Origin of the sequence: Rathayibacter sp. AY1B8 (assembly GCF_002932775.1) — a bacterium.
GTDB lineage: Bacteria > Actinomycetota > Actinomycetes > Actinomycetales > Microbacteriaceae > Rathayibacter.
Map to the genome: position 1 here is coordinate 19617 of NZ_PSWJ01000027.1, position 21373 is coordinate 40989.

Consider the following 21373-nt stretch of genomic DNA (forward strand, 5'->3'; position numbering starts at 1 on the left):
GTCGCCCGGGGCGCACGAGAACCCAGAAGTGGCCGTACGGGAGCGCGAGTACCGCGACTCCTGCCTGCTCGCGGTGTCGACTGCGCCCGACCTGGCGAGGTCCGGCCGTCCGCGAGTGTCCGATCGTCGTCGCACTCGCGCTCGAGTGCGACGACTTCTGGACGCTCGATGCGAGGGCGCGCGCCGAGGGTCGCGGGAGGCGGGCGCGGCACTCGCGCAGAAGCCCTCCGGGTGCAGGATGAGCGCATGCCCGCCTCCCCCGCGCACCCCCTCCGCGTGCGGATGCAGCCGCGCGCGATCGACGAGGCGCACCGCGTCTCGAGTCCGCTCGAGCTGCTCGTCGACCTGACCTTCGTCGTCGCGATCGCGCAGATCGCCCAGCAGCTCGCCCACGCCACCGAGGAGGGGCACCTCGCCGAGGGGCTCCTCCCCTTCGGCATGGTGTTCTTCGCGATCTGGTGGGCGTGGATGAACTTCACCTGGTTCGCCTCCGGGTACGACACCGACGACGTGCCCTACCGGCTGCTGACCCTCGCCCAGATGGGCGGCGTCCTGGTGCTCGCGGCGGGAGTGCCGGCCGGCTTCGAGGACGGCGACTACCGGGCGATCACCATCGGCTACGCGATCATGCGGTTCGCGCTGGTGAGCCAGTGGATCCGCGTCGCCGTGTCCACTCCGGAGCACCGCACCGCCGCCGTGCGCAACGCCGTCGGCTTCTCGATCGTGCAGGTCGGCTGGCTGCTGCGGCTGCTCCTGCCCGAGGAGGTCGGGGTGGTGAGCTTCCTGCTCCTGGTCGCCTGCGAGCTGGCGGTGCCCCTCTGGGCGCAGCGGGCGGGAGACGCGAACTGGCATCCGCACCACGTCGCCGAGCGGTACGGGCTGTTCACGATCATCCTGCTCGGCGAGGGCGTCCTCGCGGCGGTGATGGGCGTGCAGCGGGCGGTGACGGAGGCGGGCGTCAGCGCCTCGCTCGTGCTGGTCGCGGCCTGCGGGCTGGTGATCGTGTTCGCGCTGTGGTGGCTGTCGTTCTCGCATCCCTCCGGCGAGCTGCTGGAGCGGCGGCGCGGCCTCTCCTACCGCTGGGGCTACGCGCACTTCGCGGCGTTCGCGGCCCTCGCGGCGCTGGGATCCGGGCTGGAGGCGGCCGTCGCCGCGACCGCGGGCCACCTCGAAGCGTCCGACACGGTGATCGGCGCGGCCGTCGCGGTGCCGGTCGCTGTCTTCATCCTGACCCTGTGGGCGGTGCACGCGCCGCTCGGCGAGCACCAGCCGATGCCCGCGCGGCTGGCGCTCCCCGGTGTCGCGCTGGCGCTCGCGACTCCGCTCGTGGCGGGGGCGCTCGGCGTGGGCGGTGTGCTGGTCGCGCTGGCCGCGGTGTCGGCGGGGCTGGTCGCCGCGGTGGTCGGGCGCGGGCGCACCGCGGAGTGACGAGGTCGGCGGGCGAGGCGCGTCGCCGTCGCGAGAGGCGCGTCCGGCACCTCGAGACACCGCCCTCGTCGGCGAGACGCCGGCCTGGCGGCGGTGTCCCGGCGTGAGCGGAACGCCTCGACGACCGCACTGCGGCAGCGGCTACCCCCGGCGCGGCAGCGGCTCCGGGCCGAGACGCCGGCCGGGCGGCGGTGTCCCGGCGGGAGCGGAACGCCTCGACGAGCGCACCGCGGCAGCGGCTACCCCCGGCGCAGCAGCGGCTCCGGGCGGCGGGGCACCCAGCAGCGGACGCGCGAGCGGTAGCGCTCGAAGTCGGCTCCGAAGCGGGCGGCGAGGTCCGCCTCCTCCAGCGGGCGCACGGCCTGGTTCCAGACGACGGCGCCGAGGAGTGCGTACAGCACGACCAGCCACGACGAGAGCAGCAGCCCGACCGCCGCTCCCTGCACGATGCCGGCGACCGCCATCGGGTTGCGGACCCAGCGGTAGGGGCCGGCGATCACCAGCCGGTTGGTCATTGCGATCGGCAGCGGCGTGCCGTCGCCGAGGAGCGACATCGTGAGCCCCGACCAGATCCCGAGAGCGCTCGCCGCGACCAGCAGCAGGACGCCGAGGCAGACGACCGCGGGCGGCGCCGCTCCGATGCTCACGCCCCAGCGCTCCTCCAGCGCAGCGATCACCAGCGGGATGACGACCAGCGCGCCTCCCCAGAACACCACGATCTGCCCGAGGGTCGCGGCGAGGTGCGATCCGGGTCGGCGGCCCGCGGTCGCGACCCGGAAGGAGAAGGGACCGGAGGCGATCCAGCGCGTGGGCACCCGGCCGAGCAGGAGCAGGCACGCCGCGACGACGGAGCCGCCCGCCGCGGCGAGCATCGCGACGACGCCCCAGCCCGCCTCCCCCGTCAGGGTGGCCCAGACGGTCAGCGCGACCGCGACGAGGAGCGTCCAGGCCGTCGCGGTGACGGCCGCCCAGCGGATGCCCGTGGCGGCCAGAGCGGAGGCGCCGACGAACAGCGGGAGGTCGAGTGCCGCGACAGGGACGGGATCGAGGCTGCCGAGCGTCGCGATCCGCACCGCGGGGACGAGCGCCACGGCGACCCACCAGGCCGCTCCGCCGAGCGCCTGCACGGCGAAGTAGAGGCGTCCCCAGGGCATGGCTGCACGGTACTTCATAGCTGAACCCAAGGAACGACCCAGGGCGTTGACGGGCTCGGCGCCCTAGGCTCGAATCAGTTCCCGCCGCCTCCACGAGAAGCGGCCCACCACGACGCCAAGGACGACGCCGATGAACCGCACGACCGTGATCACCGCACTCGCCTGCGGGCTCCTCCTCACCGCCGCCGCAGCCACTCCCGCTGTCGCCGCGACCTCGGACACCGCCGAGGACTCCACCCGCTCCGTCGACGAATTCGGCGTTCTCGCCGCGACCGACGGCGACACGCTGCTGATCAACGGGCGCGCCTTCCTCCTCGAGTAGGCCCTCCCCGCCGGGCACGGCCGCGAGGACGCCACTCGCGACGCCTGCCTCCTGATCCGCCACTGCGTCGACGTCGACGCCACCGCGGCCGTGTTCCTGGTGACGACGGTGCACGGCTTCTCGGGGCCCGAGATCCTGCCCGCCTACCGCGAGGCGCTGCGGCATCCGCGCACCGCGCACCTGGTGTCGATCTCGGACAGCGACCGCTCCCCCGAGCTCGACTACGCGGCGACGGTGCACCACGGGATCGACGTAAACGGCTTCCCCGCCGGATCCGGAGGCGAGGACCTCGTGATCCTCGGCCGGATCCACCCCGACAAGGGCACGGCGGAGGCGGTCCGGATCGCCGCCGCGGCCGGGCGCCGACTCCTCCTCTGCGGCATCGTGCAGGACGAGCGCTACTGGCGCGAGGAGGTCGAGCCGCTCGTCGACGGGACGCGCGTCGTCTACCGCGGCTCGGTCGGGCCGGAGGAGCGCGCCCTCGTGCTCGGCGGAGCGCTCGCGCTTCTGCATCCGATCGGCTTCGACGAGCCGTTCGGCCTCTCCGTCGTCGAGGCGATGGCGTGCGGGACGCCGGTGATCGCGTACCGCCGCGGATCCATGGCCGAGATCATCGACGAGGGCGTCACCGGGTTCGCGGTGGGCTCCGCGGCGGAGGCGGTCGCCGCGGTCGAACGGGTCGGACTCCTCGACCGCGCGGCCGTGCGAGAGACGGCGCGCCGCCGCTTCGCGGTGGATCGGATGGTCGACGAGTACCTGGCGGTGTACGCGGGAGTGCTGGGGCGCTGACGCCGGTGTCACGTCGGCATCGGATGCGCGCGTGACTCCCGGCCCTCTTCACCGAGTCGCCCGGGAGGGCTCGTTCTCGACGCGGAGAACGAGCCCTCCCGGGCGACTGAGCGATGCTGATAGGAAGAGGCCGTGCCTCGACCTCATCTCTTCGTCACCCGCGGAAGCCTCCTCCACTTCGCCTGCGACGCGTGGCTCCTGCCGACGGACCGCTTCCTCTCGTTCACGGACTTCTGGCGCAGGGTCCCGCGGCTGGAGGATCGCGCACGCGCCGCGCTGACTCCGGAGTTCTCGGACGGCCGACAGGCGGCACTGCCGCTCGCGCCGCGCGACGACGAGCCCACTCCGGTCCTCACCGCCGTCCCCGATCACGCCGTGCGCGACGCCGAGGACAGCGAAGGACTCGCCGACATCGCCCGCCGCCTCCGGGCCTTCGTCGAGGTCGCCGCGCGGACGGCGACGAGGGATCGGCGCACGAGGCGGCCGCTGCCGCTCCTGGCCGTGCCGCTCTTCGCGACGGCGGGAGGAGGATCAGGGACCCTCCGCGACGCCGTGCTCGCCCAGCAGCTCCGCGTGCTGCGGGAGGCCGCCGAGGCGTTCCAGGTCGACATCGCGATCGTCACCCTCCGCGCCGACGTCCACGCCTTCGCCCAGTCCAGGCGGCGACTCGATCCCGCGACGTCCTGGCCCGAGCTGGAGGCTCCGGCCCTCGAGGAGGCGCAGAGCCTCGCCGAGCGCGCCCGGCGCCGCCGGCTCGTGCCCTTCCTCGGCGCCGGGACCAGTGTCAGCGCCGGCGGCCCCTCCTGGGACGGACTGCTCGAGGAGCTCGGCCGCGAGATCGGACTCGACTCCGAGACGTCCGCGGTCCTCAGCGGGAAGAACGTGCTCGACCAGGCGTCCTACCTCGCGACGCTCTTCGACGAGGAGAAGCCCGGACGGTTCGCCGAGGCCGTCGCCCGTGAGATCGGCTCCCTCGAGCGGTACGGTCTCGCGCCGGCGCTCCTCACCGCGATCGACTCCGAGCAGGCCATCACGCTCAACTACGACCGCCTCTTCGAGACGGCGTCCGAGGACGCGGGCGTCCCCCGCGCCGTCATCCCCGGCGACCACGAGGGCGACCACGAGCGCTGGCTGCTGAAGCTCCACGGCACCGTCGACGACCCGTCCTCGATCGTCCTCACCCGCGACGACTACCTCGGCTTCGACTCCTCCCGCCGCGCCCTCTCCTCGATCGTGAAGGCCACCCTCGCGACCCGGCACCTGCTCTTCGTCGGCTTCGGCCTCACCGACGACCACTTCCACGAGATCGTCCACGACGTCCGCCGCGCGTTCCCCTCCTCCGCCTCGGGAACGCTCGCGACCGCGCTCACCCTCTTCGCCGATCCGCTCGACGAGCGCCTCTGGCAGGGGAGGCTGCGGCTCGTGCCGATGCTGCCTGTGCCCCGCGATCCGTCCCGCGTCGGCGAGGCCGCCCGCGCCCTCGAGATCTTCCTCGACGCCCTGGCCGCCTTCGCGACGGACGCCCACTCGTACCTCCTCGCGCGAGGGCACGAGAGCGCGATGACGGCCGCAGAGCTGCGGCTGCGGGAGCGGTTGACCGGGCTGCTCCGGGAGGCGACGGCGGAGGAACGGGCGACCGGGGCGTGGCAGGAGGTCGCGAGGATGAGTGTGCGGTTGGGTGGGGAAGGGCGCTAGCTCGGACAGCGCTCGTCGCTCGAGGGCCGAACGGCCGAGCCGGCGGTCGTCGGCGAGTCCTGCGCGAATGGACGAAGGACCAGCGGATCGACTGATCGCGGGCGAGAGGTCACCGACCTCCCGCCCGGCACCGCTCAGACGGCGTCGTGGAGCTCGACGTTGTCCTGATACTCGAAGTGCGTCTGGACACGATCCGAGACGTCGATGTTCTGCAGCTTGCTGGACGCGGGGATGAAGCCCACCAGACCAGCTGCCGTCTCACCGGCCTGAGCCGTCCGGTAGACGAACTTGAGGATCGCGTCGTTGCGGGAGTGGTAGCCGTAGACCGCTTCGTCGACCGAGGCGGTCAACGAGTCCCAGTTGCTCTTCGCTCCGATCGCGGTGCCGAGGAGATGTGCGGCCTGGATACGCGGCCCTCCGGGCTTCGTGCCCATGGACTGCGCGGCGACGACCATCGCCCTCGCTCCCAGACTGTGACCGATGAGCACGTACGACTCCGCGTTCGTGCGTGCGAGCAGATCACCGATGATCACGCCCGTCTTGTCGGCGCGGTTCTTCGCGACGTGCCAGGGGTTCCTCGCGAGGTCCGAGGCGATCATCGCCGGTCCGGCGACGCCTCCGAGAAGCTTCGCGCCCGCCTTGTGCCCGAGCGCCGCCGCTCCTCTGAGCAGCCCCATGGCGACGCCCTTGCCTGCTGCGCCAAGGGCGAGCTCCCCCAGATCCCGCAACTCCTTCGACCCCCATCGGACGCGGTAGACGGGCGAGTCCGGGTAGCGGGAGTCGACGATCGACTTCCACTTGCCCCACCGCTCTCCCTCACCGTCGGAGAGGAACCCGTTCGCGACGACCACGGGCACGCCGCCCTTTCCCGGACGGAGCAGCTCGATCTGGAACGACTTGTCCTCGCTCAGGTAGGCGTTCGCGACCGATGCCCCGAGGACACCTCCCACCGCCGCTCCGACGGCCGTCACGACCGCCGTGCCGCCGGCCATGCCGAGCCCGCCCGCTGCGAGGGTGCCGCCGCCGAGCAGCGCGAGTCCGTGTGAGCTCGCCGCTGCGCCGGTGAATCCGCCGAAGACGCCGAGCGAGCCGATCGCGCCGCCGATGGCGGGAGCGGCGAGGAGAGCGACCGGCGCCGCCATCGCGAGGACAGCGATGCCGCCCACGATGATCTTCGAGGTCGCGTCGAGGTCGGGCTTCTCGTATTCGAGGAAGGCCTCGTAGTCGTGCAGCTCGCCGAAGCTCCCCTGGGCCTTCTCGAAGCCCGGGATCTCGTGCTTGTGCTCGGCGCAGAACTGGGGGACGCGCAGAGCGCCGCGCTCGCGCACCGCCATGTTGCCGCAGCCCACAGCTACGCACGGGAGCGTCGCGGATCCGCAGCCCTGGCAGACGTAGACGGGAAGCTGCCCCGCGGGACGGTTGGACTTCCGGTGCTCGGTGTTGAAGAAGCACGACGAGCACCATCCGTGCTGGACGTCCAGCAGCGAGACGTCGTCTGCGACGTCCGCGATCCACTGCGCCGTCTTCGCGTACGTCTCGGCCACTTTCTGTGCGGTCCGCCGCTCCTGCTCCACCTGCTGGAGAGCTGCCTTCTGCTCGGCCGGATCCGAATGCGCGAGAGCCTCGGCATTGGACGTCATCCGGGCGCGATACCAGGTCTTGGCGTACGCCCACATGTTGCTGCGCAGTGCAGGATTGCTCTCGAGAACGCCACCGCTCTCCGTCACCGGCTCGAGATCGGTGAATTCCCCCGCAAGGGAGAGAGTCGCCCCCTGATCCGAGACCACATCCACTCGGAGACGGGTTCCTTCGACGACATAGGCGTGCAGTGAGCCGGGCATGGGTTGATCGTGCCATACCGGTCGAGGTCCGGTTCGCTGCGGAAGGGCTGTCGCTTCCTTTTCGATCGGTCGCCGTCCCGTTGGATTCTCCGCGCTCATCGCGTCGGACTCTCCCCCATACCAAGACCGGAGCAGACGGACTCGAAGACGGTCAGTGACACCCCCTCTTCTCCCGGCGCGAGAAGGGAGCCGATGCGGTGAAAGTCGGTACCGTCCGACAGACTCACCGGAACGACGAAGGGGACGAAGTGCAGTTCACGATCAACGGCGCCACCTACGAACTCACACGGGAACAAGTCGAGAGCACCCTCGCCCGTACCGCGCCGGCCGAGGTGAGCACGTACTCCGTCGAGGTGAGCGGCAGCCGCTTCCCCGTGAAACAGGTGATCTCCGAGGTCACCGGTCTGCAGAGGAGCGAGTTCACCTCCGGCCAGGCACAGCGGGTCCTCACAGGGCTCGGATTCCTGGTGCTCAGCACTGCTCCGGGAGCTCGAGGGCGCATCTCCGGTTCCACGCGGTCCTTCGACGGCGTCGAGTGGGGGCTCGCCGCATCCGAGCACGGTTACGAGGAAGCGTCCTCGGGCAAGCTGCATCTCCCAGGATGTGCTCACGGCGTGACGACTCCGATCCGCATCTGGGCTCAGGACGAAGTGCTGAAGGCCTGGGGTGCTGCGCCGGATGTCGATCTCAGGACGCTGACGCGACCGGGATGGTGCTCGGACTGCGCGGCCATAAGAGGAACGACCGACCCCGGCGTTCCAGCGGAGCAACCGGAGACGTCCGGACGGACGGGCCGGGCGGAGCGGACGGCGATCGCGCAGGCCGCCCGGGTCGTCCTCGACGGTGGTCTCCGACGCCAGGCCTCCGCGTTCGACGGCCGGACGGTGACCTGGACCGCTGATACTGCGGCGGCACTCCGGCGAGCGATCGAGACACCCGGGTCGACCGGCACTTTCCGTGAGCGGATCGCCGAGCAGATGACTGATCAGCCGAGGGCGGTCGTCCTGCTCGCCGCTGAGCTCTGCTTCCTGCAGCGCCTCCCCCTCATCAACATCCGGGCGCAGACGAAGCTCGCTCTTCTGCAGGAGATCCTCGACGTGCTGCCCGATCGCCCCCGGGTCCCTGATGTGATCGTCGACGCCCTCGACACTCGCGGCGTCTTCAACGGCGGTCAGGGGTTCAACCAGCAGATCGCACAGCATCTCCTCTGGTTGTGCGATTTCGTCCGGCAGTGGGACGCCCTCGCGTCCGACGATCGCGAAGCCGCGCTCGGCGATCCCTGGCTCTTCCGCGACCGCACGCTCGACATACAGGGTGATGCTCCACCGATCCGGAGCTCTCTGCTCGCTCTGGCCTGGCCGAGCTGCTTCGAAGCAATCGTCTCCGTCGCGCAGAAGCACGCGATCCGCGACGCCTTCGCGGGAGCGCTCCCGACGGTGACGGACGACGTCGACCGCGATCTGCTCGCTCTGCGGGACAGCCTCGACCCGAGCGGCGAGCTCGACATCGCCTGGTACTCGCCACCGTGGGACGCGGAATGGTGGCTTGCGGCACCGCCGACCGAGCATCGCGGCTGGGCCGTACCCTCGGCCGCTCCCGGCGCGCCACTCGCCCTCCCAGGCCCCCACGTCACGCTCCCGCCGGATGGCGGTCGAAGCGGCATCCGCGACGAAGCGCTCCGTTCATGGAGAGACTGGCCGACGTCCGGGGCCGGTCCGCGACCGCTCATCACCGATCTCCTCACCGAGGTGGATTCGGCTGCGCAGTTCCTCGTGACGATGGCGGCCGGCGACCAGGTCTTCGTCGACGGCTCCGACGACGTGCACTGGGGCGTCATCGGAGAACTCGATTCCCGAGGACGACGCGGCGTCGACTGGCGAACGCCGGTCTCGAGGTCGGAGATACCGAACGCCGTCCTCGACGTCCTGTCCGGCAGCGCTCCGATCACCGACGTCGGCTTCCTGATATCGCCGCCGATCGCACCGACGCCCGCACCTCCGCTGTCCGGCCCCCTCCGCCTCCCCCGCAGCACGCCCGAACTCGCGGGTCGCCTGCATTACGACTCACTGTGGCTGAACGAGGTGCTGGGTCTCCTCGAGGAGCGTCGCCAAGCGATCTTCTTCGGGCCTCCCGGAACGGGCAAGACCTATCTCGCCCGTGCTCTCGCCGACTTCATCGCGCCGAAGGGCGCGGTCCGCATCGTCCAGTTCCATCCCTCCTACTCCTATGAGGACTTCTTCGAGGGGTTCCGGCCGACGGTCGATGAGAAGGGGTCCGCGAGTTTCCGACTCGCACCGGGGCCGGTACGTCTTCTCGCTGCTGCGGCGGCGGCGAACCCGACAGTGCCGCATGTGCTGATCATCGACGAGATCAACCGGGCGAACATCGCGAAGGTGTTCGGCGAGCTCTACCTGCTCCTCGAATACCGCGACGCCGGGGTCTCACTGCAGTACTCGCCGGAGGAGGACTTCCGTCTGCCCGAGAATCTCTTCGTCATCGGAACGATGAACACGGCAGACCGCTCGATCTCCCTGGTGGACGCGGCGATCAGGAGGCGGTTCTCGTTCGTCGAGCTGCACCCCGCAGAGGAGCCGGTACTCGGCCTGATCGAGCGATGGTCGAAGGCACAGCACCATGAGATCAGCCGAAGTGCTCTGCTGAGGCAGCTCAACGAGCGGATCGGCGACCTCGACCGCGATTTCCAGATCGGCCCGTCCTACCTCATGGGCGCTTCTGCCCGCACGGACTCCGGATTGGCGAGGATCTGGGAGTACGACATCCTTCCGCTGCTCGACGAGCACTACTACGGACGCTTGTCTCGCGCGGAGGTCCGGGCGACGTTCGGTCTCAGCGCTCTCGAGCCCGGTGCTGTCGCGGATCCGGACGAAGCGGTCGACGACGCTCCGGCCGGATGACCCGCGTCGAGTTCGACGAGAACGGCGGCTGGACGGCGGTCTCGTTCGACCCTGAGGTCATCGGTCGCGTATGCAGCGCAGGGCTGCTCGAATCCCGCATGACAGCGTCAGGCGCCGAGGTGAAGCCTCAGCTCAACAGGATCGGGGCGATTCGGATCGATGGCGACGAGGTCGTCGTCCGTCCGAAGGCCGCCTTCTCCTCGGTGCTCTTCATGCTGGGGTACGCGGCGGACCCGGGCTTCCGACCGGAAGAGGTCTCCGGCGACGGCAGGGAGATCTTCCCCGCGGTCGCCGAGACGTACGCGCGCATCGCGGAACGTGCACTCGGGCACGGCCTCCTGCAGGGGTACCGACGGTACGACGAGAGCGCCATGACGGTGCGCGGGCGGGTCCGGTTCTCCGACCAGATGTCGCGCCGCGGCGGACGACTCCTCCCGATCGAGCTGACGGTCGACGACTACTCGGCCGACATCGTCGAGAACCGGATCCTGCGTGCGGCCGGCCGGCTGCTGCTCGCCGTGCCCCGCGTGTCGCCGGACGTCCGGCGGCGCCTGGCGCACCTCGACTCGAGACTGTCGGAGGCAGCCCTCCTGCGGCCAGGGACGATGACACCGTCGTGGCAGCCGTCGCGGCTGAACCAGCGCTATCAGCCCGCCCTGCGCTTCGCCGAACTCGTGCTCGCACGCATCACGCCCACCACGACGAACGGCGGCCACACCGTCGCCTCCTTCGTCGTCAATATGGCGGAGGCGTTCGAGGCATTCGTGACCACGACTCTGAGCAGCGCTCTCTCAGGGGTCTCGCGGGGCGTCAGTATCGGTCAGTTCCCCGCTCATCTCGATCTCGAACGACGCCAGCCGATCCGACCCGACTTCGTCCACGTCGCCGGCGGCCGACCAGTGGTCGTCATCGATGCCAAGTACAAACTCGGGCCACCGAGGGTCGAGGACCTCTACCAGATGCTGGCCTACTGCACAGTGCTCGGGCTGGCTGAAGGGACGCTCGTCTACGTCTCGAGCGCCGGAGACCCGAGTGATCGGACAGCGACGGTGAAAGGCTCCGGTGTCGTGGTTCGGACGGTGCGGATCGACGTCACGAGGCCGCCCGCCGAGATGCTCGCTCAGCTGGACGACATCGGTCGAGCGGCTGCCAGGCGGGCAGGGATCAATACTTCTTCCGGCCTCTGAACTCCGCGCCTCGTCTTAGGGCCGCCTGCTCCATCGGACGACTCAGCCCAGACGGCCCGCCGCCTCAATCCCGCCCCGCACCCCACTCCCCCAGCAGCTCCCGCTCCCGCTCCTCCCCCAGCCCGGCTCCGCGTCCCGGCACGTGCGCGGCCGCCGCGTCCCGCAGCGTCTCGGCGAGGTCGCGGCGCTCGAAGCCCGCGGCCTCCGCCCGTGCCGTCGAGCGGGCGTTCATGCCGCGCCAGTCCGAATCCGCGATCCACAGCGGGAGCGAGCCGGGGCCCGCCCACTGGCCGACGCCGCGCTCGAGCAGCCACTCCTTCGGCACGGCGACCGGCTCGGCGGACGACCCGCCGCGCGCCGCGGCCAGGTGCTCGCCGAACGGCACGGGGGTCCCGCAGACGTTCATCACGCCCGCCAGCCGCGCCTCGGCGGACGCCGCCAGCCAGGCGGCGAGGTCCCGCACGTCGACCACGGACGTCGGCAGTCCGGGCGCATCCGGCACCAGCACGGGGCCGGACCGCGCGCTGAAGCGCCAGGGCCAGTAGGAGGAGCGGCTCGTCGGGTCGCCGGGGCCGCCGATCAGGCCGGCGCGCGCGATCAGGGACGGCGCGGATCCGGCCAGCACGGCCTGCTCGCAGGCGGACTTCGCGGCGCCGTACGAGGCGGGATCGTCGGAGGGAGCGAGCAGCTCGGCGTCCTCGTCCGCTCCGACGACCGCGTTCTCGGCGTAGACGCTCGTGGTCGAGACGAGGACGTAGGCGCTGCAGCGCAGGTCGCGGACGGATCGGCGGACGTGCTGCGGGGTCGAGGAGACGTCGATCACCGCGTCCCACGATGCCGCAGCCACGGCGTCGAGAGCGTCGTCGCGGTCGCGGTCGGCCCGAACGAGGGACACCCCCGCGTGCACGGCCGTCCCGCGCACGAGGCAGGTCACGTCGTGGCCGCGCCGCAGCGCCTCCTCCGCGAGGTGCCCGCCGAGCCAGCCCGTTCCTCCGAGGATCAGCGTTCTCATCCCCGCATGCTCGCACGGGCCTCCCCGCGCGAGGCCCGCTGAGGTGCCCGAGACGGTTCCGAGAACGCTGAAACAGCTGCATCCTCGGGCGACTCGACGCGGTGCGCGCCGAGCGAGCGCCTCAGCGACAAGGGCCCCCTTCACGAGCCCCCGAACACCCGACCACCCGAGCCCGCCCGCGTCCTCTGTCCGGAATCACGCGGGCGGCTCGGGCGCTCGAGCGGCTCACACGACGACGAAGGCGTCCAGGATCAGCGAGTTGCCCGTGGAGGCGGCGTTGCGCTTGCTGCCGCGGCGGATGGTGATGGTGTGCTCACCGGCACTGAGGGTGCTGCTGGTGAACACGGTGCGGGCCGAGCGGTTCGTGGCGCTGTAGCGGTCGACGGAGGCGACGAGCACGCCGTCGATCAGGACCTCGTTGATGCCGGAGGTCGGGGTGATCCGGCTCACCCAGCTGACCTTCGTGCCCCGGAAGCGGAGGGTCGCCGAGGCCGTGGAGGTGCTGGAGTACGAGATGCTGCCGCCGCTGTCGGCGGTGCTCGAGAGCGTCGCCCAGGTGCCGACCGTCGCGATGACGGCGGCTCCGTTCTGGTACGTCCCCGCCGCCGGCAGCGTCGAGGTCGGGGTGGGCGTGGACGTGGCCGTCGGGGTCTCGGTCGGAGTCGGCGTCTCGGTCGGAGTCGGCGTGTCGGTGGGCGTCGGCGTGCTGGTCGGAGACGCCGTCGCGGTGGGGGTGGGCGTCGACGTGGAGACGGTCCCCGCGGTCACGACGAAGGCGTCGAGGATCAGCGTGGATCCGGTGGACGCCGGGTTGCGCGTCGTCCCGCGGCGGATCGTGACCGTGTGGGTGCCGGCGGCGATCGGCCCGCTCGTCCAGACCGTCTGACCCGAGCGGGTCGTGGGGCTGTAGCGGTCGACGGTGGCGACGAGGACGCCGTCGAGCAGCACCTCGTTGATGCCGGAGGTCGCCGTCATCCGGCTCACCCAGCTGACGCCCGTGCCCGAGAAGCGGAAGCTCGCGGACGCTCCGGCCGAGCTGGAGTAGCTGATGCTCCCACCGCTGTCGGCGGAGGAGGAGATCGTGCTCCAGGTGCCCGCCGTCGTGATGAGCGGTGAGGAGTTCTGGTACGTGCCCTCGCCCGGGATCGACGAGGCGGGCTCATCGGGCAGCGGAACGACCGGCTGCTCCGCGAGCCAGCGGTCGAACGTGTCGAGCATGTCCTTGTTCGTCAGGCTCGGCACGTTGTGGCCGTTCGGAGCGCCCTCGGTCGGCGTGTAGAGGACCACCGCCTCCTTCGCGACGGGCTTCGCGAGCGCGACCCACGCCCCTCCGTGCACGGCGATCGGGACGAGGACGTCCTCCGTCGAGCCGGTCGTGCGGATCCGCGCCCCCGCCCACGAGGCCTGCGGCAGCAGCGCGGGGTCGGTCGCCGGGATCGTCGAGGGGTCGTTGTCGTAGTCCGGCAGGACGCGCCCCGGGTCGCGGCGGGCCATGTCGGCCATGTCGTAGACGCCGGCCGCGTGGTACGCGCCGCGGATCTCGGGGACCAGCTTGTTGCCGTACGCCCAGCAGAGCAGTGCGCCACCGCCGGAGTTCGAGCGGAGGAAACTCGCCCCGATCCGCCACGTCTTCTGGAACCAGGCGACCGCGTCCACCTGCATGGCGACGGCCCGCTTGTTCGTGTAGATGCTGCCGCCGTAGTTCGGGCAGATCGAGATGACGCCCTTGTCGACGGCCTGGTCGGCGCTGTACTGGTAGGCGCCGGACAGGGCCGCGTAGGTGCTCCCGTTGGCGTGGTAGTACCAGTAGACGACCCGGCCGATCCGCTGCGAGGGGACCGCGGTGTGCGGAACGAAGAGCCGCGCGCGGTCGGTGCCGATCATCACGTCGATGATCTGGTACGGCTTCTTCCCCACGCGCGAGATCGCCGTGTCGCTGCGCCCGAGCTCGTTGGGCAGCGGCGGGATCACGCTGTAGTCGGGCGCCGCGGACGCGGTCATCGCGTAGGCGAAGGCGGATCCGACGCCGAGGGCGGCTCCGGTGAGGACGAGACGGCGGCTGTGGCGCGCAGGAGAGGACATGGGATCCCGACGTGGAGAGGGCTGCTCGGTCGGCGGAGCCTGACCGGAAGGTGTGAGGGGGGTGCTGCGGTCCGGATCGGACCACCGTGGAGGGGGCGCGGTGCGGTCCTTCGGGGGACCGTGCGGGCGGGCAGGCGCGAATGCATCCTCCCGCGTCCGCCGCGCGACCACCAGACCCACTTCAGGGACACCCGCGGCGGCGCTCCCACCTGGCGTCGAGCAGCGGAGCGATCCGGAGAAGGTCCTGGTGAGAGCGCTATCTCGCGCCACTGCTCCGGAGATGCCCGCCACGGGAGCGGAACCGCATCGTGTCGGTGGCGGAACTCCGGGGTCCCGCGGGGCCGGCACGGATCCAGGCCGCCCTGAGCCCGGCGCGAGGGCCGTGCGCACGTCAACACTCTCGCGGGGGACCCCCGGATAGGTCGCGTTTTCTGGACACCACCTGAGCGCTGGTTCAGCGCTCGCTCTCCCCCTTCTGCGTGCCCACCGGATCGGGGGCCCGTCGTCCGCCGCCCACGTCCCGTCTCAGGGGGACAGGGCGCCTCCGAGCCGCGACCTATCGTGATCCCGCTCCATCCGGAAGGCCCGGCGAGGCGCCCCGGGGGGAGGTCGATCCGTGTCGAACGCGCATGCCCGGCCGAGCCACGACCGCTCGATCGCCCTCGGCCTCGTCCTGCTCCTGCTCGCCGCCGTCCTCGTGGTTCTGCCGGCGACGAGAGCTGCGGCGGCCACGGTCCTGCTCCAGGAGGGCTTCGGCGGCACCAGCGTCGCGGACTCGGCCTGGCAGGCGCTCGACGGGGGCTGCATCACCCGGGCGACGACCGCACCCCCGGCCGGGTCCTCGAACCTCGGCGTCTGCGCCAACCGGACTCAAGCCCCCGTCGCCGCGACGAGTCCGGGCTTCCTCCAGCTCACCGATGCCCGCAACGACGCCAAGGGCGGCGCGGTCTTCAACCGGCCCATTCCTGCCGCGGGCGGCATCGACGTCCAGTTCGACCAGTACCAGTACGGAAGCTCGCTGACCGGGGCCGACGGCATCGGCTTCTTCCTCACCGACGGCTCGAGGTCCCTCACCGCGGCGGGAGCTCCGGGCGGATCGCTCGGCTACGGCCAGTCGGCGACCGTCGACGGGGTGAACGGCGGCTACCTCGGGATCGGAATCGACGCCTTCGGGAACTTCTCGGCCAGGCCCCCCGCCGCGCCTACCCTCGGCCTCGGCTCCGACTGCCCCTCGAACTCCGGGTCGGCGCTCCTCACGGCGAACAAGATCGTGGCGCGCGGACCCGGGCAGGCCAAGAGCGGATACTGCTTCCTCCAGTCGGCCTCGCCTCCCCTGCTGACGTCGGTCCGCACGACGGCCACGACATCGACGGGCACTCCGCCCGCGTCCTACGGGCGCACGATACGGATCATGGTCTCGGCTGCCGCCACTCCCGTCGTCACGGTCTACTGGGGAGGGACAGCGGGTCTGCCCGCCGGGCAGCTCGATCAGCTGATGCAGTTCACGATGCCGACCGCAGCGCCCTCGACCTACAAGCTCGGCTTCACGGCGTCCACCGGTGGATCGAACGACACCCACCTCGTCCGCAACGTCTCCGTCTCGTCCATCAACACTCTCGACGACATCACTCTGGTCAAGCAGATCGACCGCACCACCACGCAGCCCGTCGCCTACGCCGAGGGATCCGTCATCCCTTACCAGTTCGTCGTCACGAACGGGTCTATCCGGGGCACGCTCACCGGCATCGTCGTCACGGACCCGAAGGCCGCGAGCATCTCCTGTCCGACGACGACCCTGCTCCCGCTCGCCTCCACCATCTGCACGGGATCCCATACGGTCACGGCCGCCGAAGCGGTGGCCGGCTCGTTCGTCAACACGGCGACCGCTGCAGCGACGAAGACGGAGACGATCTCGAACGTCGTGACGACGACCCCCGTCACGAGCAGGACCGCCACCGTCACCGCCCCCATCGCCGCCCCGGCTCCCGCTCTGACCCTCACCAAGACCGCCCTGCTCACCGACACGAACGGCAACGCCCAGGCCGACGCGGGCGAGCAGATCCGCTACTCCTTCCTCGCCCTCAACTCCGGCAACGTCACACTGCAGACGGTCACCGTCGCCGACCCGAAGGTCACCGGCATCACGCCCGCCTCGACGCAGCTCGCACCCGGAGCGAGCGCGACCTTCACCTCGGCGCCGTACACGGTGCTGCAGACCGACATCGACAAGGGCACGGTCGTTACCAACACCGCCACGGTCAGCGGGCGCACGCTGGCCGCCTCGCCCGTGACGGTCACCGCGACCTCCACGGCCACCACGCCGATCCGCTACGCGCCCTCGATCTCGCTGACGAAGAACGGCACGATCCCGACCGCGGCCGCCGTGGGCTCGACCGTCTCCTACAGCTTCACCGCCACCAACACGGGCAACACCGGGCTGAGCTCCGTCACGGTCACCGATCCCAAGAGCGGGCTCTCCGCGCTCGCCTACTCCTGGCCGGGGACCGCCGGGCGCCTCGAGATAGGCCAGACGGTCACCGCGACCGCGTCGTACACGCTCACGCAGGCCGACGTCGACGCGGGCCAGGTCCTCAACACCGCCACCGCGACCGGCACCCCTCCGACGGGCGCCGCCGTCACGGCCACCTCCTCGCGGACGGTGACGATCACCCGCACGAACGACCTCGCGCTCACCAAGACCGCGAACCCCGCCTTCATCAGCGCCGCCGGCACCGTGGTGACCTACACCTTCCGCGCGACCAACACCGGCACCACCACCCTCACCGCGGTCGCGATCAGCGACCCCAAGAGCGGGCTCTCCGCTCTCACCTACTCCTGGCCGGGCACTTCCGGACGACTGCTGCCCGGCCAGGTCGTCACCGCGACCGCCGCCTACACGACCACCGCCGCCGACGTCGCCGCCGGCACGATCGCCAACACCGCCACGGCGACGGCGACCGGCCCGACCGGCGGGGCCTTCACCCGCACGGCCTCGGTGAGCATCTCGGTGATCCCCGATCCGGCGGCCGACGCCGCGACGGTCGTGCAGGGCGGATCGGTCGTGATCGACGTGCTCGCGAACGACGGGCCCGCCGCGACCGGCGCGACCTTCTCGCGCGCGCAGCTCTCGGCGACCCCGAGGGCGATCGGAGGCGCGGCGACCCCCGCCCCCGCCACTCCCGTGCAGGGGTCCGTCTCCTGCGTCGCGAGCGGAGCGACCCGCGGCCAGTGCACCTACCGCCCGATCGCCGCCTTCGTCGGCACCGACGTCTTCGACTACTCCCTCTCGGGCCAGTACGGCACCTGGAACGTGCGGGTCACGGTCACCGTCACCGCGCTGAACCGCGCGCCAGTCGCCCGACCCGACCGCGTGGTCGCGACCACCGGCGGCCCCGCCGTCACCGTCGCTCCGCTCGCGAACGACACCGACGAGGACCCGGGCACGACCCTCGCCCTGGCCGGCACGAGCGTCCCGGCCGGGCTGCGCGGCACCTTCTCCTGCTCCGGATCCACGTGCACCTACACGCCCGCGGCCGACGGCTGGACCGGGAGCGCGACGATCGCGTACACGGTCACGGACGGCGCGCTCACGGCGGGCGGCACGATCACGGTGTGGGTCGATCCCGCTCCCCTCGTCCGGCGCGGATTCTCCGGCACCGGCACGACGAGCGGAGCGGTCGGGCTCGGCGCCTGGACCAGCTCCTCCGTGGTCGCCACGCCCGTCGCGAGCTGCACGGCCGGTCGGCCGAGCACCCTCGTGAGCTGGTCGGCCGCCGCCGGAGCGACCGGCTGGACCCTCGAGCGCCGCCTCGCGGGGACGACGCCCGGCCCGTGGACCGTGATCGCGGCACCCGCCGCCTCCGCGACGAGCTTCGCCGACGACCGGGTCGGTGAGGGCCGCAGCTACCAGTGGCGGGTCCGCCCGGACCTGCAGCGCTGGCTCGGAGTCGCGTCCGCCGCCTCGACCGCCGTCGCCCAGCCGGCCGTCACCACCGCCGGAGGCTGCTGATGCCTCCCCGCCGACACCCCTCTCGTCCTGCACGTGTCCTCGTGAGGGAGACCACGCCCGCACCGGGCACCACCCACCAGAAAGGAACGGTCGCCATGACCACCACAGCACCCACCCGTCGCAGCCCCTGGAAGAAGATCGCCCTCACCGGCGGCGTCCTCCTCGCCGCGGGAGCTCTCGCCGGCGCCGGCGCCTTCGCCGTGTTCACCGACTCCGGGACCGCCAGCGTCACCGCGGACGCCGGACAGCTCGACATCAACCTCGACGGCACCTTCATCGTGACGGACATCGCGCCCGGAGACACCATCCAGCGCCCGGTGACGATCGTCCTGCCGAACGCCACCAACGACGGCGACCTCGTCTCGTCGGTGCGCTTCTCGCAGGCGGTCACCAACGACGTCGTGGGATCCGACACCACCGACCAGAACCGTGTCGGCCAGTCTCTCGTCTCCGGCCCGAACGGCCTCGACTACCGCCTGCTGACCTGCTCCACCGCCTGGACGACCGCCCCCACCACGACTCCGGCGGGCCCGTACTCCTGCAGCGGGACCACCACGGTCACCGGATCCGGCAAGCTGTCGTCCATCGGCGGCCAGGCCGGCGCGGTCGACTTCACCCCGGCGAACTTCGGCATCACCCCCACCACGACCGGGACCTTCCCCTCGGACGCCGGTGACGTGACGCTGAACACGCTGATCGAGCTCGTCCTGCCGACCGCGGCCGACAACGCGTACGAGAACGCCTCCGCCACGGTCACCTTCACGGCCGCCGCGATCCAGCGCGCCGGCATCCAGAAGTAGACCGTCCCCCACCGCCTCCGTCCTGCCCGGCCGCCACCGGCGCGGGGCGGAGGCATCCCCCTTTCCTCCCGGAGTCGTCCCCATGCCCCACGCCCGTGCGCTCGTCGCCGTCCTCGCGGCGGCGCTCCTCGCGCCCGCGGCGAGCGCCGAGCCCGTCGGCGTGCTCGACGTGCGCGAGCTCTCGGCGCCCGGATCCCTCACCGACCTCGCTCCGGGCGACCGCGCCGAGTGGGCGGTCGAGGTGACCAGCACCGGCCTGTCGCCGCAGGGGGTCTCCGTGGCCTTCGCGGTCGACGGAGGCACGCTGGCGCAGGACCCGCGCGACGGCCTCCAGCTGTCCGTCGAGCTCTGCGACGCGGCGTTCACCGTCGCCGAGGTCGTCGACGGGGAGCGCACGGTCGAGCGCTACCTCTGCCCCGACGACGCTGTGCCGCTCGGATCCGGGCCCGCGGCGACGCTCGGCCGGCTCGACGGCGTGCGTCCGCTCGAGCGCGGGGCCACCGTGGGCGTGCGCGTCCGCGTCCTGTTCCCGGAGTCGGCCGGCAACGGGACCGAGCTCGCGGCGGCGTCGCTGCGGGTGCTCGTGGGCACGACGGAGGAGGATCCCTCCGCGACGCCCGGCCCCGGCTCCTTCCCCGGAGCGGCGGGCGGCGGGCTGGCCGTCACCGGCCGCGACCTGGGCGCCGCGCTCCTGGGCGGGATGCTCGCCCTCGGCTCGGGCGCCCTGCTCGCCGCGGCTGCGCGCCGTCGTCACCGGAGGGAGCAGGCGTGAAGGCCCTCCGCGCTCTCCTCGGCGGCCTGGTCACGATCGTGGCCGTCGCCGGCATCGCCGTCTTCGTCCTCTCCGCGCTCGGTCTCGTGCGGCTCGTGCCGGTGCTGTCGAACTCGATGGCGCCCGGGATGCCCGTCGGCTCCCTCGCCGTCACCCTGCCCGTCGACCAGGCCGCGATCCGCGCCGGTGACGTGATCGTCTTCACCGACCCGGACGATCCGGGCCGCCGCGTCATCCACCGCGTCACCCTCGTCTACTCCGAGGAGGAGGCGGCGGCACTCCGCGGCCGCGAGCCCGGCCAGCTGGCGCTCACCACCAAGGGCGACAACAACGAGTCGGCCGACCCGTGGATCGTGACGATCGCGGACGAGCGGATCTGGCGCGAGAGCTCGGTGGTGCCGCTGCTGGGCTGGCCGAGCATCGGCCTCGCCCACCCGGAGGCGCGGTTCGCGCTCTTCGCCGCGGGCGGCGCGGTCATCGTGGGCGCGCTCCTGATCGCCATCTGGCGCCGCCCCGCGGAGGTCGCCCCGTGAGCGGCGCGCACCGCTCGTCGGACGGCACGCCGCCCCCGGAGCCCCTGCGTCCGCCCGCTGAGCACGGACGGCACAGCGCCCGGCCGTCCTCCCGCGACCGCGGAGCCCCGCGCCACTCCCCCGAGGTCCGCCGCCGCGTGGTCTCCCGCGCCGTCCTGGCGGGACTCGTCGCCGGCGCGCTCGTCCTCGGCGCCGCCGCCACCGCCACCGCCGTGCTCCTGGACCGTAGCTCCGTGAGCGCGCGGGTCGCCTCCGGCACCGTCATCGCGACGTTCACCGGCACCGGAGCGACGACCGTGCCGGTCCCCGTCGCGGGACTCGTCCCCGGCGGCACGGCCCGGCGCCTCCTCGACCTGACGAACGCCGGGACCCTGCCGATGTCGGCCCTCCAGCTGCAGACGGCCACGGGCACCGACCTTTCGGACGGCCTGCAGCTCGCGATCGAGCGTTGCTCGCTGTCCTGGTCGGCCGATGCCGCGACCTGCCCCGGCACCGTCACCACCGTGTCGGCCGACCGCCCCGCCGCCTCCCGCCTCGACCTGCCCGGCTCCCCCGCCCTCGCCGTCGGAGCGACCGACCACCTCCGCTTGACCGTGCGCCTCTCGGAGTCCGCGCCGTCCGCCGCGCAGAGCACCTCCGCGACCCTCACCGTCACCGTCGTGGGCCTGCAGCGGCCGGGCCGCCAGCTGTAGGCGCGGCGGGCCCACGCCTCGGCAGCACCACCGCCGCGCCGTCCCCTTCCGCGTCAGCGCCGAGGCGCCCGAGACGGTCGTCGACACGCCGGAGCGGGCGACCGTCTCGGGCGACTCAGCGTGGCCGCTGGCACCTCGATGG

At 72.0% G+C, this 21373-nt stretch carries 15 protein-coding genes; 11 read left to right on the forward strand and 4 right to left on the reverse strand.

The window, feature by feature from the left end; translation table 11 throughout:
* Positions 1-246 precede the first annotated feature (246 nt).
* Positions 247-1428: a low temperature requirement protein A gene (locus C5C63_RS14095; protein ID WP_219815305.1), complete on the forward strand. Its 1182-nt coding sequence runs from the start codon at positions 247-249 to the stop codon at positions 1426-1428.
* A 239-nt stretch (positions 1429-1667) separates the two neighbouring features.
* Here the strand turns inward: C5C63_RS14095 and C5C63_RS14100 are convergent, their stop codons facing one another.
* The gene (locus tag C5C63_RS14100; protein WP_104326278.1) at positions 1668-2582 is read right to left on the reverse strand and encodes an isoprenylcysteine carboxylmethyltransferase family protein; all 915 of its coding nucleotides are present in this window, start codon (positions 2580-2582) and stop codon (positions 1668-1670) included.
* Positions 2583-2712: 130 nt separating this feature from the next.
* On the opposite strand from C5C63_RS14100, the gene C5C63_RS14105 reads away from it, so the two are divergent.
* The 3 genes from C5C63_RS14105 (at position 2713) to C5C63_RS14115 (ending at position 5388) form a co-directional block, all read left to right on the forward strand.
* Positions 2713-2904 (forward strand): hypothetical protein, encoded by a 192-nt coding sequence (locus tag C5C63_RS14105; protein WP_104258147.1) that lies wholly within the window; start codon positions 2713-2715, stop codon positions 2902-2904.
* Between the two features lie 90 nt (positions 2905-2994).
* Positions 2995-3693, forward strand: coding sequence for a glycosyltransferase (locus C5C63_RS14110; RefSeq protein WP_258065468.1), 699 nt, complete (start codon positions 2995-2997; stop codon positions 3691-3693).
* A gap of 132 nt (positions 3694-3825) precedes the next feature.
* The gene (locus C5C63_RS14115) at positions 3826-5388 is read left to right on the forward strand and encodes an SIR2 family protein (protein WP_104326280.1); all 1563 of its coding nucleotides are present in this window, start codon (positions 3826-3828) and stop codon (positions 5386-5388) included.
* A gap of 134 nt (positions 5389-5522) precedes the next feature.
* Here C5C63_RS14115 and C5C63_RS14120 read toward each other — a convergent pair whose 3' ends face one another.
* Positions 5523-7028 carry a TMCO4 family protein gene (locus C5C63_RS14120; protein WP_258065469.1) on the reverse strand — a complete coding sequence of 502 codons (1506 nt, stop codon included), beginning with the start codon at positions 7026-7028 and terminating at the stop codon, positions 5523-5525.
* 398 nt (positions 7029-7426) lie between these two features.
* Here C5C63_RS14120 and C5C63_RS14125 point away from each other — a divergent pair, with 398 nt between their 5' ends.
* Complete coding sequence (locus C5C63_RS14125) at positions 7427-10144, forward strand: AAA family ATPase (protein WP_181110621.1); 2718 nt, start codon at positions 7427-7429, stop codon at positions 10142-10144.
* Positions 10141-11331, forward strand: a complete 1191-nt coding sequence (locus tag C5C63_RS14130; protein WP_104234076.1) for an McrC family protein — start codon at positions 10141-10143, stop codon at positions 11329-11331. The genes C5C63_RS14125 and C5C63_RS14130 overlap by 4 nt, the downstream gene beginning before the upstream one ends.
* Positions 11332-11395: 64 nt before the next feature.
* On the opposite strand, the gene C5C63_RS14135 is transcribed toward C5C63_RS14130, so the two are convergent.
* Together C5C63_RS14135 and C5C63_RS17140 are read right to left on the reverse strand one after the other, a co-directional pair.
* Positions 11396-12343 (reverse strand): NAD-dependent epimerase/dehydratase family protein, encoded by a 948-nt coding sequence (locus C5C63_RS14135; RefSeq protein ID WP_104326283.1) that lies wholly within the window; start codon positions 12341-12343, stop codon positions 11396-11398.
* 225 nt (positions 12344-12568) lie between these two features.
* Positions 12569-14425 carry a hypothetical protein gene (locus C5C63_RS17140; protein WP_181110622.1) on the reverse strand — a complete coding sequence of 619 codons (1857 nt, stop codon included), beginning with the start codon at positions 14423-14425 and terminating at the stop codon, positions 12569-12571.
* Positions 14426-15041: 616 nt separating this feature from the next.
* Here C5C63_RS17140 and C5C63_RS14145 point away from each other — a divergent pair.
* The 5 genes from C5C63_RS14145 (at position 15042) to C5C63_RS14165 (ending at position 21231) form a co-directional block, all read left to right on the forward strand.
* Positions 15042-18434: an Ig-like domain-containing protein gene (locus C5C63_RS14145; RefSeq protein WP_104326284.1), complete on the forward strand. Its 3393-nt coding sequence runs from the start codon at positions 15042-15044 to the stop codon at positions 18432-18434.
* Positions 18435-18529: 95 nt separating this feature from the next.
* Positions 18530-19234 carry a TasA family protein gene (locus C5C63_RS14150; RefSeq protein WP_104226366.1) on the forward strand — a complete coding sequence of 235 codons (705 nt, stop codon included), beginning with the start codon at positions 18530-18532 and terminating at the stop codon, positions 19232-19234.
* A gap of 82 nt (positions 19235-19316) precedes the next feature.
* The gene (locus C5C63_RS14155) at positions 19317-20006 is read left to right on the forward strand and encodes a hypothetical protein (protein WP_104326285.1); all 690 of its coding nucleotides are present in this window, start codon (positions 19317-19319) and stop codon (positions 20004-20006) included.
* Positions 20003-20539: a signal peptidase I gene (locus tag C5C63_RS14160; protein ID WP_104223395.1), complete on the forward strand. Its 537-nt coding sequence runs from the start codon at positions 20003-20005 to the stop codon at positions 20537-20539. Before C5C63_RS14155 ends, C5C63_RS14160 begins: the two co-directional genes overlap by 4 nt.
* Entirely contained in the window at positions 20536-21231 is a 696-nt protein-coding gene (locus C5C63_RS14165) for a peptidase (protein ID WP_104326286.1), read from the forward strand. The genes C5C63_RS14160 and C5C63_RS14165 overlap by 4 nt, the downstream gene beginning before the upstream one ends.
* The last annotated feature ends 142 nt before the right edge of the window (positions 21232-21373 follow it).